A 15,093-nucleotide genomic window follows, 5' to 3' on the forward strand; every position below is an offset into this window, starting at 1 on the left:
CAGCATGACAAGGCGAACCGGCATCACATCGGCCTTGAACCGTGGCCTCCGGATCGCCATTGTCTCGGCTTAGCTACCAAATCCTTGGCTACCCATTTTGCAATTTGCAGCGAGCGGAGCGTTCCAGATGACCCAGACCAGCAACCGGTTTTTCGACGAGATCGGCCGCCTGATGAACGATGCCGCCGGCGCCGCCCAGGGCGTCAAGCGCGAGGTCGATTCCGTGATGCGCAATCAGGCCGAACGCATCCTGCGCGATCTCGACCTCGTCAAGCGCGAGGAGTTCGACGCGGTCAAGGACATGGCCCGGCTGGCGCGCGAGGAAAACGAGGCGCTGAAAACGCGGATCGCGGCGCTGGAGGCCAAGCTCGGGGTTGCGCCCTCGGCGCCGGATACCGGCAGCATGAAGACCGGCGGCTAGGGGCTTTCTTCGCTATCCTCGTCATGCCCGGGCTTGACCAGGCTTGACCCGGGCATCCATCAATTTTCAGAAGAATCCTTGCGTAGGAGGATGGATTGCCTGGTCGAGCCCGGCAATGACGAGCCCGGGGCCATTTCGGGCCCCAACCTCCATAAAAATCCCCGCATTTCCTTGTCATTTCGCCTCTTTGGGGCTAAAAGCCCGCCACGTCCGCAGCCCCCGCACCCCTGGAGGCTTGCTGTAGGACGCTACCGGGCCGCGATGCGGCCTTTAACTTTTTAGAAAACAAGGACTTAAGCACAATGGCGACCGTCAAGGAATTGAAGGCGACCGCACGTCCGAAGAGCGGCAAGGGGGCCGCCCGGGCAGAGCGTCGCGCCGGGAGAGTTCCCGGAGTGATCTATGGTGACAACCAGCCCCCCGTGACCATCTCGGTCGACGATGCCGAACTGCGCCAGCGCATCCTGGCCGGCCGGTTCCTGACCACGATTTACGATATCGATCTCGAGGGCAAGAAGCACCGCGTGATTCCGCGCGACTTCCACCTCGATCCGGTGCGTGATTTCCCGATCCATGTCGATTTCATGCGGCTCGGCGAAGGCGCCACCATCCGCGTCAGCGTTCCCTTGCGCGTGATGAACGGCGACGCCTCGCCCGGCGTCAAGCGCGGCGGCACGATCAACGTCGTCACCCACACCATCGACATCGAATGCTCGGTCGAGAGCATTCCGCCGTACATCGAAGCCGATGCCGGCACGCTGGAAATCAGCCACTCGCTGCATCTGTCCGACATCAAGCTGCCTGCCGGCGTGAAGTCGCTGTCGCGTGAAGACGCGACGCTCGTGACCATCGTGCCGCCGTCCGGCTATGCTGAAGAACAGAAGGCTGCGGCTGCTGCTGCTGCGGCCGGTCCGGCCGCTGCTGCGGCGCCCGGTGCTGCTCCGGCGGCGGGTGCGGCTGCGGCTGCGCCTGCGGCGGGTGCTGCGGCTCCGGCGGCGGGTGCGAAGGCGCCTGCCGGTGGTGGCGACAAGAAGAAGTAAGCGGACGCGGGATGCCGCGTCATGCGACTCTTTGTTGGCCTCGGTAACCCCGGTGCGAAATACGCGAACAACCGGCACAACATCGGTTTCGCGGTCGTCGATGAGATTGCGCGGCGTCATGGTTTTGCACCATGGCGCCGCCGTTTTCAGGGCGAGACGTCGGAGGGCACGCTCGATCGCGAACGCGTCGTTTTGCTGAAGCCCACGACGTTCATGAACGAGTCGGGGCGCGCGGTTCAGGAAGCGGCGAATTTCTTCAAACTTGCGGCCGGCGAGATCACCGTGTTCCAGGACGAGCTCGAACTGCCGCCGGCGAAGGTGCGCGTCAAGATCGGCGGCGGCATTGCCGGCCATAACGGGTTGCGCTCGATCTCCTCGCATATCGGCAACGAGTATCGCCGGGTGCGGCTCGGGATCGGCCATCCCGGCATCAAGGAATTGGTGCACGGCCACGTGCTTTCGGATTTCGCCAAGAGCGATCGGCCCTGGGTCGAGGCGCTGTGCGAGGCGGTCGCCGACAATGCCGGTCTGCTCACGACCGACAAGGATTCGACGTTCCAGAACAGGGTGCACCTGGCACTGCAGGCCAAGGGAATTTTTGACAAGGGCGATGACGGCGCCGCGTAACGCGCCGCCGACCGTCAGCAACGGACTTCAGGACACATTATGGGATTCAAATGCGGTATCGTCGGGCTGCCCAATGTCGGCAAATCGACGCTGTTCAACGCGCTGACCGAGACGGCCGCGGCGCAGGCGGCGAATTATCCGTTCTGCACCATCGAGCCGAATGTAGGCGAGGTCGCGGTGCCCGATCCCAGGCTCGACAAGCTGTCGGAGATCGCCAAATCCGCGCAGATCATCCCGACGCGGCTGACCTTCGTCGATATCGCCGGCCTCGTCCGCGGCGCCTCCAAGGGCGAAGGTCTCGGCAACCAGTTCCTCGCCACCATCCGCGAGGTCGATGCGGTCGCGCATGTGGTGAGATGTTTTGAGGATTCCGACATCACCCATGTCGAAGGCAAGATCGCGCCATTGGCCGATATCGAGACCATCGAAACCGAGCTGATGCTCGCCGATCTCGACAGTCTCGAAAAGCGCGTCGACAATCTCTCCAAGAAGGCCAAGGGCAACGACAAGGACGCCAAGGAGCAACTCGATCTCGTCAACCGCGCGCTGGTGCTGTTGCGCGAAGGCAAGCCGGCGCGGTATCTCCAGCGCAAGCCGGAGGAAGAGCGGGCCTTTGGCATGCTCGGGCTGCTGACGTCAAAGCCGGTGCTGTATGTCTGCAATGTCGAGGAGGGCTCGGCCAAGGACGGCAACGGCTTTTCGAAGCAGGTGTTCGAGCATGCCAGGAAAGAGGGCGCGGTCGCGGTGGTGATCTCGGCCAAGATCGAATCCGAGATCGCGACGCTGTCGCGTGAGGAGCGCACCGAGTTCCTCGACACGCTCGGTCTGGAAGAGGCCGGCCTCGACCGCCTGATCCGCGCCGGCTATCAGCTGCTCGACCTCATCACCTATTTCACCGTCGGCCCGAAGGAAGCCCGCGCCTGGACCATCAACCGCGGCACCAAGGCGCCGGCGGCGGCCGGCGTGATCCACACCGATTTCGAAAAAGGCTTTATCCGCGCCGAGACCATTGCCTATGCCGACTATGTCGCGCTGGGCGGCGAAGCCGGCGCGCGCGACGCCGGCAAGCTGCGGCTGGAAGGCAAGGAATATGTCGTCGCCGACGGCGACGTCATGCATTTCAGGTTTAATAATTGAGACGTCGAAGCTTAAAGCGTCATTGCGAGGAGCGAAGCGACGAAGCAATCCATTCTTTCATCGCGCGGCCAGATGGATTGCTTCGCGGAGCCTGTCATCGGGCGCGCATTCGCGCGACCCGGTGGCTCGCAATGACGGCAGAGCCCTAACGCATCTGCCCCTGGTCGCGGATCGCGCCGAGGTGCTCGTTGATGCGGAACACGATCAGGATGAATTCCGCGGCGATGCGTGAAAACACCACGCCGACGATGACGCCGGCGATCGACGACAGCAGCAGGATGAAGCCGCCGAACGGGCTGATCGCCATGGCGGCGAGGCCGGAGAAGATGCCGGAAATGCCGAACAGTACGATCAATCCGATCACCAGCCAGTAGAAGGTCTTGATAATGGTGGGCGTAATGAAGCGGTCCCACTGAAACAGGTCCTGAAAATCGAACATCGGTGGTTCTCCCGGCAGGTCGAATATGATTCGCGTCCAAGCTGTGCCTGAGGGCAATGGGCTACCTCCGAATACCGGTTCGGGCAAGTCAGGGACGAGCCATGCGAGTGGGCGGGTTGAGATTGCTGCAAATAACGGCCACAATCGGGCTTCCCTCCATTATATCCCGATCATGACCACGCTCACCTTCGAAGACTTCAAGCCCGGCCGTTTTGGCACATTCGGCCCGCGCCATGTCACGCGGGAGGAAATTCTCGCCTTCGCCGCCGAGTACGATCCGCAGCCGATGCATCTGGACGAGGAAGCAGCGCAAAAGTCGATGCTCAAGGGTCTCTCCGGATCGGGCTGGCATCTCGGCTCGATCATGATGCGGATGCTGGTCGACGGTTTTATCGGCCGCACCGCGTCGCTGGGCTCGCCCGGGGTCAACGAGATGCGCTGGCTGGCGCCGCTTCGCCCGGGCGACGATCTGATGCTCGACGTCGATGTTGCGGACGCCAGAATTTCGCGCAGCCGTCCCGAGACCGGCATCGTGACGTTCAAGGGCACGATCCGCAATGCCGCCGGCGTGGTGCTGTGCGAGATGGAATCGCCGATCATCGTGAGCCGGCGCACCGGGGCGGCGGAGTAGCACGCGATGGGTTTCTTTGAAGATATCGAGATCGGCGCACTGCGCGAGTTCGGCTCGTTCACCTTCACGGCGGATTCAATCAAGAAGTTTGCCACGCAATTCGATCCGCAACGTTTCCATCTCGACGAAGAGGAGGGACGCAAGTCGCTGTTCGGCGGACTGGCGGCGTCTGGCTGGCATGTTGCCGCGGTGTGCATGAAGCTCCTGGTCGCCGACGGCCAGCGCCAGGCGAAAGAGGCGACCGCGTGCGGCGAGGAAGTCGCGGTGTGGGGGCCGTCGCCGGGCTTTCGCGAACTGCGCTGGATCAAGCCGGTGCTGGCCGGCGACACCATCAGCTTTTCGAACCAGGTCGAGACCAAGCGAACGTCGGAGAAACGTCCCCAATGGGGCATCCTGCAGGCCCGCAACACCGGCACCAACCAACACGGCGAAGTGGTGTTCTCGTTTCTGGCGACGGCTTTCGTGCCGCGGCGGAACAAGGGTTCCTGAAGCCAACATGGTTACCGCCTGGCTACCGCGTTTCGGCGCAGTCGATGATTCCGCGGAACCGTTTTTTTGCTAACGCATTTTGAACTTTGTCCCTGCCATATGGATCCCGGGGAAAGTTTGCCCAGGGGACGACCATGGCAGATCGCAGCAGCCTGAAATTTGTCGGCTTTATCTTCGCAACCGTCACCGTGGGGGTGATGCTGACCACCGCGATGGTGGTGAAAGGATATGCCGACGGCGGCTACACGCTCGAGAGCACGTCTTTCGCCCGCCGATAGGTTAAGGATTTGCTAACCATAGACGCTGAATAGGGCGCGTCCGGGAATCGGAATCCGGGACGGGAACGCCATCATTGCGCGCGAAAAATCAGCGGCTCCAGATCAGCGCCAGAACCACCACGGCTACGGCCAGCAGTCCGATGAACCTGATCAGGATGGTGCCCATGCTGTGCGACGAATGCCGCAACGGGATCGGATCGGTATTGTCCGGCCGAACGCTTTCCATCAAAAATATCCCCAAAATCTGAAGCCCAAAATCTGAAGCCCTGGTGCGGGCGCCTGCTGTTGGTCGCAGTTCACCGCCGGCAAGTTCAAATCAATTTTTAGCCAAACGAAACCGCCGCGCTCCATTAGCAGGAGGCGGCGGCAGGTCAAGTCTAGACGGGAGGGTCTAGCTGTTGCGAAGCCCGTCGGCGGCGCGTTTCCACTGCGTGACGTTGTCGGCGATCATGCGCGTCGACTTCATCGCAGCCTGGCTGAGCTGGGCGTAACCGGAGATTTCGCGCTGGACGCGCTGGCCTTCGGCATGCAGCAGGTCGCGCAGGCTTTCCAGTTCGGAAATCAGCTTCTCGATTTCGGCGAGCGAGGTGCCGGCGACGCGCTGGATCAGCGAGTTCACGTTGTTGACGGTGGCCTCGGTGTTGGGCTCGAGCGGCGCCGTTTCCGGGCTGGCAGCCGCCGGGCGGCGCAGATAGGCGATATCGTTGCGGACGAAATCGCGGATCCCGGCCTCGACTTCGGAGACCGCAGCGAGATTGCTGTCAACGACATCCTCGGGTGCATCAACTTGTTCGGAACGAATGGTAGCGTTCATCGGCTATTCCTCTGTTTCGCATTTGAGCGAGCGCGGACGTCCCCCGCACGACGAAGTGAACGGTGCTATCAGGGCTGCCGATTTTGACCGCATCTGGGCCAATATGCGGCAAGGCTGGATCATTCCTGGGCAATGGCGGAATGGTATAGGTTTAACTACCAGCTGCGCTTGAACCCGGCGCTGAAGCTCTTGTTGGCGGTGCCCTGCGCGGTTTCGCCGATCGAGCCCGAGATGGTGACGCCGTCGAACAGCTTCTGCTCGGCGCCGACCTTGCGCAGCCATTTGTCGTCGTTGGTCGACAGCGTCTGGCCGGCCGTGAAGCTGGTGCCGGTATCGGTGATGCTGAGCCTGGCCGACTGGTCGGTTTCGTAGCTGCGCACCGGGCGGCTGACGATACCGGGCACCGGCACGATGCCCTGCTGGATCAAATGATAGTCGTTCTGCAGGGTGACCGAATATTGCTCGTTGAGCGGCAGCGATTTGCTCAAGGAGGTGCCGAGCTTGCTCTGGTCCTGGCCGGGATCGACGCGGGCTTCGACCGCGGTCTTGTCCCAGATCGAGCCGACCCCGGGTGCGGTGATCGCCGCCCAGGCGGTGCCGGAGGATTGCGGCACGCTGCCGCCATTCGCCAGTTTTTCCGACAGCACTTCCGAGGCCGTCAGCGTGCCTTGCCGTGCGACCGTCATGTCGGCGCCGATCCGCGTGTCCAGGAACGGCGAGACCGACTGCTTGACCGAGACGGCGGATGAGCCGTCCGGCCTGGCGTTCGACGACCACGACGCCTCGGCGCCGGCGGTCTTCGGCGCGGCACGGCCTTTCGGGGCGGGGCCGGTCAGGGTGGAGGCGTCGACATTGAGCTGGCTCCAGTCGAGCTTGCTGACGTCGATGTCCTTCATGATATCGGCGTCATTGACGTCGGGAACTGTGGCTTCCGCCGCGGGTTCTTCCGCATCGTCTTCCGCCGGGGGCGTCTGCGCAGCCGCCGCCAGCAGCGTGGCCAGGCTGAAGCCGGCCACCAGCAGCGGCAGCCTTGCCCAGCGAAATCGTGTTGAGGGAGTCATTACCCGCCCGCATTCCAGATGCCGCCGAACATGCGTCGGCTCTGGTGCGAAATTATGGCGGGCAGGCGTACGGTCGTTACACCGCCATCCGCGGCAAATGGATCGGATAGCCCACGGTCTGCTCGACCAGATCGAAGCTGTCGACCAGGACCCGGAAATTGGTCAGCCGGCCGCCTTTGAACTGCGCGAAATGCGCGATCCGCAAGCTGATCGGCTTGTTCGAATCCAGCGCGGTCAGCGAATAGCGCATCATCGAGGATGCCGAATCGGTCCCCAGCATGATCGACTCGCGATCGAAGCGACGGATGCGGACATTGTCGGCGATCTGCCGGATCACCTCGATCACGGCCGCCTTGCCCCGGCGTGAGCCGAAGAACGGAAACATGTCGATCGGGCCATAGATCGCCCAGTCGACCTCCTCGTCGAGCAGGGCTTCGAGATCTGCGGACTGGCGCTCATTGATCGCGCGGTGAAACGCGCGCGAAAAACGCCAGAGACTGTGCTCTGTCATTTGCGGTGGTTCCCAAGACTGGATTGCTAAAACAGCGACCTGCCTGCGGGCGTCAGCTTTGACGCGGCGTCAGGGGGCTGCAATTCATTAGTGTACTAACAATAGGGTGAGTTGGCCAAAATACAATTGACATTTTTGCATTGCACAAATGCAACGGTTACGGGCATTTACCGGTCACTTCGCCGTGCGGGCTCGCGTTCGATGGCGATTTCGGCGTCCCGGATCGCGATCATGCCGAACAACAAGGCGCCGGCGATGCCGCCGACCGCGGTCCCCAGCGGCATGAAGGTGAAGAACACCAGCATGCCGCTATACCCTTCAAAACTCGTGGTTTTAAAGATTTCGACCCAGGCCAGCCCGGCCCCGATCCCGAGCGCTGCGCCACCCAGCGCCCCCAATGCCAATCCCAGCAAAGCCAGCAACGCGATCTTCATGCTTCGTCTTCAGCCCCGATATCCGCAACAAGCCCAGTGGTAAGTCACGGCGAGCGCGGTGAGGTTCAATGCGGCGGGAAATTTCTAAAGGGTGCTGTCATTCCGGGGCCTCTCCGCAACTTTCGCTGTCATTCCGGGGCGCGCTGAAAGCGCGAACTAGGTGCGCAATTGCGCACCTGAGAATCTCGAGATTCCCCGGTGCGCATTGCGCACCTGAGGTCTGGTCCTTCGGACCATCCCGGAATGACGAGGAGACCTAGATCCCGTCCGGCTCGCCGCCGGTCAGCACCGCGGTGACGTCGCGTTCGAGCACCTGCTGGACCAGGTCGAAGGTGTCGATGATCTCCCGGATCTCGGCGATGCGGCCGTCGCGCAGCGTATAGAAGGCCGCGATGTCGAACTGCATCACCCGATCATTGCTGCGCTTGCGGAACAACACCCTGATATGCGTCGCGACCTTGTCGCCCTCGGCGACCAGGATCGGCGCCTCGTAGCGCATCTCGGAATAGCGGGCGTTGACCGTGGTCCACATCTCCCGCATCGCTTCCTTGCCGTGGCGGTGGCCCATATGCGGCAGGATGTCGACCGGGGCGTTGGCGAGGAAATCGATGTCGTCGGTGCAGCGCGCCAGCGCGCCTTCGATGTCGCCGGAATAAAAGACCTCGAGAAATTTCAGCACGCGCTGACGGTGAAGATCCGCAGACATCTCGTTCTCCGTCGGCGTTCGATCCGACTCGCTTGGAACGGTTGCATTGTGGCCGGAACGGTTTTGGGATCAATCGGCAAAAGGAAGCACACGTTGGACGTCACCAGGGCAAAAAAGGTTCACACAACTAAAAAGAGTGATTTGTGAAAATGCACCATTGGCCGGGCGCGCCGGCCGCTGAACGGCGGGCCGCTCCACACTTGATCGTCATCACCCGCGCATGCGGGTGATCCAGTACGCCGCGGCCTCTCGATTCCATTGCTGGCGTCTCTGGAATACTGGGCGCCCGGTCAAGCCGGGCGATGACAGCTGTAAGCGTGGCAGCGTGGAACCCTCCAGCGCAATAGCCGTTAACGATGCGACATCCCCGTCAGGAGATACCGCGTCATGAAAACCGCAGCCGCCATTTTTGCCGCCGCCGCATTGGCGCTGGTTTCGACTTCTTCGGCCGATGCAAAAGGCTGCCTGAAAGGCGCCGCGGTCGGCGGCGTCGCCGGTCATTATGCCGGCCATCACGGCGTGCTCGGCGCCGCCGCCGGCTGCCTCTACGGCCGCCACCGCGCCAAGGAGCAGGAAAAGCAGCAGCAGGGCCAGGGCCGGCCGCCGGCGGGTCAGGAGAAGCTGTAGCGCTGTTGCATCCGTCATTGCGAGGAGCGAAGCGACGAAGCAATCCATTCTTTCTTTGCGCGGTGAAATGGATTGCTTCGCGGAGCCTGTCATCGGGCGCGCATTCGCGCGACCTGGTGGCTCGCAATGACGAGGCTTATCCGTGCACTTTTCCTCCGTGCGCCCTCACACGAATTTCTGATTCAAATGTCAAAGAGCGAATACACGTCCGCCGTCTCGCGGCGCGATGCGTCCGAGCTTTGCGAAGGCTCTCCCTCAAAAAGAGGGAGCAGGGAATGCCGGGTGCACGCTGCACCCGCGGTCTCGTGCGCAAAATTGTGCAAAGAAGCGCACACGAGCATACAGGTACAGTCGGAACACTCCGGCATTCCCCGCGCAATGGTTTTACGGCTTATATCGCGCTCTCCCCGGCGACGAATTCGTCTTGTCACCGTCGCTGCCGGCTTGATGGCGAAATCGAATCCGGTCGGATCGATCTCGCCACCGGCAGCTTGGCACCAGCAACGGGTGTCGGGACCACACGGTTTTGCCGTACGCTTTGGCGCCGTTCGTCCTGCGCGCCGGTTGGTCGCTCACGAGAGACTCGCCCTGCGACACCGTTTCGCGCCGACGCTGCTGCGTCCACCGCATCCCCTCCCGCGTTCGTGACGATCGCGATACGCCCCTCTTGCCGGGAAAGGACGGGGCGAGCTGGTAGCGCTGATTTGCCCGACGCGCCAAGTGGAATATTTTTGCTGGCGGCACTGGACCGAGCAAAAGCGTGATTTGCCCGTCGGGCAACACAAGCGCTTGTGGGTGCTGACGGGCATGGGTACTCAGGAATTTCCGGGAACAACGCCGATGCGTGCCGCGTTTCTCTCGTTGCGTAACGGAGACCATCGATGACAAAGCCGCTGACCGACACCATCCTGCCCGTTCCCGACGACAACCGCAGCCACAAGGGCCCCGGCAGCGCGCCCGCCGTTCCCCTCGACACCACCAGGGGCCATCGCGACGACGAAAAGCAAAACATCCGCGAACAGGCCGCGCACGGCAACATGGTGCAGAACACCAGCAGCCGACGGTCGGGGTGATTCTTTCCCTGTCATTCCGGGGCGCGTCGAAGACGCGAACCCGGAATCTCGAGATTCCGGGTCTGGTCCTTCGGACCATCCCGGAATGACGAGCCTCTCTAAAAACGATGCGTGACGCGCATCACGGCACGCGCCAGCGCAAGCAGCCAGACTGGCATTCAGGAACGACGGTCCTCGCCGAGGACGGTCTGCTCACAGGGAATGCCGCCATGAATGCCATCACCGAATCGAGATCCCGTTCGAACCGGCTCGAAGGTTTTGCGCTCACCGCCATCTTCCAGGGCCTGCCGACCTTCGCCATCGCCGTGCTGATGCTCAAGCTTGCCGGCAGGCGCGAGATCGTCGGCGAGAAAGGTGGCGCCGCGATCTTCGTGGTGCTGTCCACGATCTTCTACGCGCTGTTCACGCCCTGGCTCGCGGCAAAATTTCCAAACCGGTTAAAGTACGCGCACGAGCCGCTGTTCTTCGACGCCAACCTGTCGTTCGCCGAAAAGATCGCGCAATGGCGCACCCGGCCGGCGGCGTCGCTGTAACTGCTGACGACGGTGTTTATTCTGTCGCTGCTGGCGGTGGGGGTGGTGAGCGTGGGGTGATTTCTCTGCGCCGTCATTCCGGGGCGCCGCGCAACGGCGAGCTATGATGTGCAATTGCACATCAGAGAATCCGTAACCACGATCGGGAGCGTGGATTCCAGACAGCCGCTTGCGCGGCTTCCGGAATGACGCACTTCAGATCCCGTCAGCGGACAAAAACTCCAACGCCTTTTCGCGGGTCGGGAAACGCCCAAGTTCGCGGTAGTCGGGATCGTGCTCCGCCGTCTCGGGCGACCAAAGCACGATGAACTCATTGCCTTCCTGCTCGATCAGTGTGGTCAGTTCCTCGCTATTGTACGGCGTCATGTCCCGTCTACCACAATGCGGGCACTCGTCGTCGCACATACAGGACCATTCATCGGTCCATCGGCGCTTGCATCGATCGCATTTGTAGAAGTTGAGAAACCAGGCCATGCAGGTCTCCTAGGTTCGTAAACGATAACTTCCTCGCGAAATGAAATCAATAAATCCGCGGTCACGCAAATATTGAAGTTGCTGACGTATCTTCGGTTTGACGTTCTGGTTGCCGGGATAGAGGTCACCCAGATGCCGCTCGAAGGCATAGACTTCTTCAAGCGTGAAATCGCGTTTCCCGAGCGACTCCACGCATTTCATAACATCGAGCAGCCAGCCGCGTGTCTCCGGCGATTCATTTCTGAGGAAAAGCGTTTTCTGCCATTCGGCGAGAACGAGGTCTTTCTCGCGGACGATACCCTTCTGTACGATATGAATCTTGCCGGACTCAGGTACCCGGCTGAGCAGTATATTGGAGCCGATCCAGCCCGCGCGCCGCGCAGTAGCCTTTAGCGGCTTTCGTTCCTCGATGATCTCGCGGACGAAAAAATGCTTCGGTACAATGAAGAGATTGACGACCGCGAGTGACTTCAGATCGTAGTTCATCAGTAAAAGGTTTGGATTGTTGCTGGCAGCCAGGCGCTCGCATTTCGTCTTGAATGCGCCATCGACAACCCTGCTGCCGAACTTGCCCTTTTGGCTTTTGAGCTCGAACTCCTCGCGGCAGGAGGTGCAGAAGAAATCAGCGAGCGGGCTGTTGTTTGGAAACGAAGAAATCCTGGCGTTGCCGCAGTGCGGACAATACGCCCACGCGCTGACCCAGGCTTCGGTCCATGTGCGGGCGTTCTGCGCACCGCTGGAATAGGACGACTGGGATTCTTCAAAGCCGAGTTTCATGGCGCCAGCGTAGCCGAATTCTATTGAATTGCCAGCGTCACCGGACCGGCTTGCGCTTCTTGCACCCGTCCCAATCTCTTGGTGCACCCGCGAGTGTTAGTGGCAACTCGGACGATGGTCAAAATAGGTGGCTCGAAGATATTCGTTCTTAATGCATCCTCTGCAACGACCGCAAGGATAGTCTGCCGCGAAACAGGAAAAGGTCATGTCTAGCAGGTCCCCATCAATATTTGATTTGAGCAACAGATCAATTGATTCGAGGGTGACCGCGGGTGCTACCAGTGTTGCGCTGCCTTCCTGCATCAAGAGAACCGATCTCATCTTTTCGACGAACTCAGAAGTGCCGTCGCGGTGCGATGCGTCTCCTTTGGCAGTTCCGATTGAGATTACCAAGCTGTCTTGATCCGCAAACTTCATAGCTGCGAGCGTCACCAGCATTTGGTTGCGATACGGCCAGAATTCCGGGATCGTAGCTTGAGGGATTTTAGGGCGATCGGCTAGTTGACCGCTTCCCAAATTCGACAAGCCCACCGTCAATGTTTCATGATGCAGACCTAGGTAATCAGCGATATTTCTTGCGGCAGCGATCTCGCTTCTCGCAATAACTTGCCCATAGTCAACGGTCAAACAAACGTCTGGTCTTCGCATAAAAGCCAAGCATGTGGACTCGATGCCACCAGAGAACAGAAGGACTTCCATTACATACCTGCCCAAACCGCATTATAAACTGCAGAACAGAAATCCTCGCTGTAGATGCATCTGCTGCCAATTATCATGGTCAAGTGCTCTACCTTGACGCCTTCGCCGTGCGCAACGACAGGAATGTTGCGGGCGCGAGCATAACCAACTTCAAATATTGTGCCCGGATCTAAGTCGGTAACGAGCGCCAGAACTACCGAGCATTGTTCGAGGCCTTGGAGGTCTTGCGTCGCAATCGTTTCGACGGGAAGATCAAAGCCGACCTCATGCATGGGGGAGAATACTTTTGCGCCCAAACCCAAAAGAGCGGTCCGCGTTTGTTCAATAAAAAATTTTTGGGCTAACGAGAAAAACGGTCCGGCCAAATACACATGCGGTCTACGTTGGAATTTAAGAGTCTGTCCGGGATCATGCTGTTTTTTGACAGAGCTTTCTGAGCATGAGGCGGATTGAGGCAAGGCGCAAGAACGCCAAGGCCTTTCGGTTGAGACACTCCCAATCCTTGGCCAAGCGGCGGCAGCGATTGAGCCAGGCGATGGTGCGCTCGACGATCCATCGCTTGGGCAAGACCGCAAAGCCCTTTGCTGTATCGGAACGCTTGACGATTTCCACGTCGATTTGCCGGAGGATTTTGCGAACGGCGGACTGAAAGATCGGCCCCTGGTAGCCGCCGTCGGCATAGAGCTTCAGCAGGAATGGATGCAGGCCAAACAGAGTGGCCATCACCAACACCCCGCCGTCTCGATCCTGGATGTCCGCCGAATGTACAAGGGCGTGGAGCAATAAGCCCTGGGTATCGACTAGGATGTGGCGCTTCTTGCCCTTGATCTTCTTTCCCGCATCGTAGCCATGCGGGTCAATCCACGCCCCCCTTTTTCCGCGCTCTTGACGCTTTGACTGTCGATGATGGCGGCGCTCGGGCTGGGTTCTCGGTTGGCCAACTCCCGACATTGTACATAGAGCGCGTGATGGATGCGATCGAGCGTGCCGTCCCAAGTCCACAAGTCAAAATAACCGTGCACCGTGCTGCGCGGCGGCAGATCCTTCGGGATCGCTCGCCATTGGCAACCGCTGCTCAGCACATACATCAGACCATTGACCACTTCACGCACATCCACCGTGCGCTTGTTGCCGCCTCGCTTGGCTGACGCAATCAGCGGCTCCACAAACGCCCATTCCTCATCGGTCAAATCGCTGGGATAGCGTAGCCGGCTGCGGTCGTAACGACCGCGGTTCTCTTTCGTCCACATCGGCGCTCCTTCAGATTCGGACCGCCTCCCTTGAATCACAAATGATTCCGATGATTCAACATGTTTTCGGACAGACACTAAGAGATTGTCCGCTGAATTCACTTAATAGCGATAATGAGTCAATACTCCGAGTGTCACAGTATAGCGAAGTGCATTTTGATGCGTTTTCAGCCGCCTGCGGAGCGTTCATATTGTCGATGCCCCAAAATTTGGCGAACGATGCTGAGAATATGTCGCCCGAGCCGATCTTGAAAACCGATTTTGTTGGAAATACTGGAATAGAATGCACGCCGTTCTTATCAATTACGGTGCAGCCAAACGGGCCTCGCTTGACTACTACACAGCATACAGTTCCTTCGTGGACATTTGCTTCGGCTATCTTTTCAGGAGCCTCGGAACCGAAAATCAATTCGAGCTCTCGTTGATTGAGAACGAGAGCAATTTCCTTTGCGTGGATAAAATCTCGAGGGGATTTGCAGCGGGTCTCTGATTGCGGATCAAAAATTGCGCGTCTAGCGCTTATTGCGGGTAGTCCCTCCAGCATTCCGTAAGCAAGGACGACGTCGCCCGATATGGGTTCTGCAGCATCTGCCACTTCAGGATTGGGAGCGAGAGTCGGCTCCGATAATGGGTGCAAATATGCAAATTCGTACAAGGCGGCCGAAGGCCGAACTTCGATTTCAACACCATAGGGAGCCAGAGTAGCTTGCGCAGACTTCTTCGACTTTTCGGGAAGACACGTAAACAGTTTTACGTCCTCGACGCCCAATCGAGTTAATGCGGCGGCACCTCTTCCTCCAGAGCCGAATATTTGATTCCAATCTGGTTGGTAACAGTACTCCGAGTACACCCCGCCAACGACAATCATTTGCGAGCAACTAAAACTTTGACGCTGGTTGCGGACAAGTTCAGAACTGTCGCTTGGTATTCAAAGCCCTCGTTAATACAATCAATCAGCTCTTCAACGTCAGCGTAGGCTATCGTACCGACGTAAGCTCGGCCGGTTGGTATGACTGCGATTACTGAGTCCGTACCGCGTGATCGGCGAACTGCGACATCCAAAACTGAACCG

22 protein-coding genes and 1 pseudogene are annotated in these 15,093 nt (G+C 59.8%); 10 read left to right on the forward strand and 13 right to left on the reverse strand.

The window, feature by feature from the left end:
• Positions 1-127 precede the first annotated feature (127 nt).
• The 4 genes from NL528_RS10415 (at position 128) to ychF (ending at position 3,225) form a co-directional block, all read left to right on the forward strand.
• Entirely contained in the window at positions 128-421 is a 294-nt protein-coding gene (locus tag NL528_RS10415) for an accessory factor UbiK family protein (protein ID WP_309182603.1), read from the forward strand.
• A 302-nt stretch (positions 422-723) separates the two neighbouring features.
• On the forward strand, positions 724-1,461 hold the full coding sequence (locus tag NL528_RS10420) for a 50S ribosomal protein L25/general stress protein Ctc (RefSeq protein WP_309182604.1): 738 nt from the start codon (positions 724-726) through the stop codon (positions 1,459-1,461).
• 21 nt (positions 1,462-1,482) lie between these two features.
• A complete protein-coding gene (pth, locus tag NL528_RS10425; RefSeq protein WP_309182605.1) occupies positions 1,483-2,088 on the forward strand; it encodes an aminoacyl-tRNA hydrolase in 606 nt (201 codons plus the stop codon).
• 39 nt (positions 2,089-2,127) lie between these two features.
• Positions 2,128-3,225 carry a redox-regulated ATPase YchF gene (gene ychF / locus NL528_RS10430; RefSeq protein ID WP_309182606.1) on the forward strand — a complete coding sequence of 366 codons (1,098 nt, stop codon included), beginning with the start codon at positions 2,128-2,130 and terminating at the stop codon, positions 3,223-3,225.
• A 145-nt stretch (positions 3,226-3,370) separates the two neighbouring features.
• On the opposite strand, the gene NL528_RS10435 is transcribed toward ychF, so the two are convergent.
• Positions 3,371-3,664 (reverse strand): DUF4282 domain-containing protein, encoded by a 294-nt coding sequence (locus tag NL528_RS10435; RefSeq protein WP_309182607.1) that lies wholly within the window; start codon positions 3,662-3,664, stop codon positions 3,371-3,373.
• A gap of 172 nt (positions 3,665-3,836) precedes the next feature.
• Here NL528_RS10435 and NL528_RS10440 point away from each other — a divergent pair, with 172 nt between their 5' ends.
• The 3 genes from NL528_RS10440 to NL528_RS10450 all read left to right on the forward strand — a co-directional run bounded on the left by NL528_RS10440 (position 3,837) and on the right by NL528_RS10450 (position 5,062).
• Complete coding sequence (locus NL528_RS10440) at positions 3,837-4,295, forward strand: MaoC family dehydratase (RefSeq protein ID WP_309182608.1); 459 nt, start codon at positions 3,837-3,839, stop codon at positions 4,293-4,295.
• 6 nt (positions 4,296-4,301) lie between these two features.
• A complete protein-coding gene (locus NL528_RS10445) occupies positions 4,302-4,784 on the forward strand; it encodes a MaoC family dehydratase (protein WP_309182609.1) in 483 nt (160 codons plus the stop codon).
• A gap of 134 nt (positions 4,785-4,918) precedes the next feature.
• Entirely contained in the window at positions 4,919-5,062 is a 144-nt protein-coding gene (locus NL528_RS10450) for a hypothetical protein (protein WP_309182610.1), read from the forward strand.
• Between the two features lie 88 nt (positions 5,063-5,150).
• On the opposite strand, the gene NL528_RS10455 is transcribed toward NL528_RS10450, so the two are convergent.
• The 6 genes from NL528_RS10455 to NL528_RS10480 all read right to left on the reverse strand — a co-directional run bounded on the left by NL528_RS10455 (position 5,151) and on the right by NL528_RS10480 (position 8,588).
• On the reverse strand, positions 5,151-5,288 hold the full coding sequence (locus NL528_RS10455; protein ID WP_171986011.1) for a hypothetical protein: 138 nt from the start codon (positions 5,286-5,288) through the stop codon (positions 5,151-5,153).
• 165 nt (positions 5,289-5,453) lie between these two features.
• Complete coding sequence (locus NL528_RS10460) at positions 5,454-5,876, reverse strand: hypothetical protein (protein WP_309182611.1); 423 nt, start codon at positions 5,874-5,876, stop codon at positions 5,454-5,456.
• A gap of 155 nt (positions 5,877-6,031) precedes the next feature.
• Positions 6,032-6,937 carry a hypothetical protein gene (locus tag NL528_RS10465; RefSeq protein ID WP_309182612.1) on the reverse strand — a complete coding sequence of 302 codons (906 nt, stop codon included), beginning with the start codon at positions 6,935-6,937 and terminating at the stop codon, positions 6,032-6,034.
• 76 nt (positions 6,938-7,013) lie between these two features.
• Positions 7,014-7,448, reverse strand: a complete 435-nt coding sequence (locus NL528_RS10470; RefSeq protein WP_309182613.1) for a nuclear transport factor 2 family protein — start codon at positions 7,446-7,448, stop codon at positions 7,014-7,016.
• Positions 7,449-7,615: 167 nt separating this feature from the next.
• Positions 7,616-7,882 carry a hypothetical protein gene (locus tag NL528_RS10475; RefSeq protein ID WP_309182614.1) on the reverse strand — a complete coding sequence of 89 codons (267 nt, stop codon included), beginning with the start codon at positions 7,880-7,882 and terminating at the stop codon, positions 7,616-7,618.
• Between the two features lie 256 nt (positions 7,883-8,138).
• Entirely contained in the window at positions 8,139-8,588 is a 450-nt protein-coding gene (locus NL528_RS10480) for a nuclear transport factor 2 family protein (protein ID WP_309182615.1), read from the reverse strand.
• A 387-nt stretch (positions 8,589-8,975) separates the two neighbouring features.
• Between NL528_RS10480 and NL528_RS10485 the strand changes: the two genes are divergently transcribed.
• The 3 genes from NL528_RS10485 to NL528_RS10495 all read left to right on the forward strand — a co-directional run bounded on the left by NL528_RS10485 (position 8,976) and on the right by NL528_RS10495 (position 10,821).
• Positions 8,976-9,215, forward strand: a complete 240-nt coding sequence (locus NL528_RS10485) for a hypothetical protein (protein WP_309182616.1) — start codon at positions 8,976-8,978, stop codon at positions 9,213-9,215.
• Between the two features lie 881 nt (positions 9,216-10,096).
• On the forward strand, positions 10,097-10,288 hold the full coding sequence (locus NL528_RS10490) for a hypothetical protein (RefSeq protein ID WP_074279048.1): 192 nt from the start codon (positions 10,097-10,099) through the stop codon (positions 10,286-10,288).
• 209 nt (positions 10,289-10,497) lie between these two features.
• Positions 10,498-10,821 (forward strand): hypothetical protein, encoded by a 324-nt coding sequence (locus tag NL528_RS10495; RefSeq protein WP_309182617.1) that lies wholly within the window; start codon positions 10,498-10,500, stop codon positions 10,819-10,821.
• Positions 10,822-11,016: 195 nt separating this feature from the next.
• Here the strand turns inward: NL528_RS10495 and NL528_RS10500 are convergent, their stop codons facing one another.
• The 6 genes and pseudogenes from NL528_RS10500 to NL528_RS10525 form a co-directional block, all read right to left on the reverse strand.
• Positions 11,017-11,295 (reverse strand): hypothetical protein, encoded by a 279-nt coding sequence (locus tag NL528_RS10500; protein ID WP_309182618.1) that lies wholly within the window; start codon positions 11,293-11,295, stop codon positions 11,017-11,019.
• 9 nt (positions 11,296-11,304) lie between these two features.
• Positions 11,305-12,072: a DpnI domain-containing protein gene (locus tag NL528_RS10505; protein WP_309182619.1), complete on the reverse strand. Its 768-nt coding sequence runs from the start codon at positions 12,070-12,072 to the stop codon at positions 11,305-11,307.
• Positions 12,073-12,168: 96 nt separating this feature from the next.
• A complete protein-coding gene (locus NL528_RS10510; protein ID WP_309182620.1) occupies positions 12,169-12,771 on the reverse strand; it encodes a 7-cyano-7-deazaguanine synthase in 603 nt (200 codons plus the stop codon).
• The gene (locus tag NL528_RS10515; RefSeq protein ID WP_309182621.1) at positions 12,771-13,136 is read right to left on the reverse strand and encodes a nucleoside 2-deoxyribosyltransferase; all 366 of its coding nucleotides are present in this window, start codon (positions 13,134-13,136) and stop codon (positions 12,771-12,773) included. The genes NL528_RS10510 and NL528_RS10515 overlap by 1 nt, the downstream gene beginning before the upstream one ends.
• 43 nt (positions 13,137-13,179) lie before the next feature.
• Positions 13,180-14,021, reverse strand: a pseudogene (locus tag NL528_RS10520) (IS5 family transposase).
• A gap of 55 nt (positions 14,022-14,076) precedes the next feature.
• Positions 14,077-14,889 carry a carbohydrate kinase family protein gene (locus NL528_RS10525; protein WP_309182623.1) on the reverse strand — a complete coding sequence of 271 codons (813 nt, stop codon included), beginning with the start codon at positions 14,887-14,889 and terminating at the stop codon, positions 14,077-14,079.
• Positions 14,890-15,093 lie beyond the last annotated feature (204 nt).

The organism is Bradyrhizobium sp. Ash2021 (assembly GCF_031202265.1).
Taxonomy (GTDB): domain Bacteria; phylum Pseudomonadota; class Alphaproteobacteria; order Rhizobiales; family Xanthobacteraceae; genus Bradyrhizobium.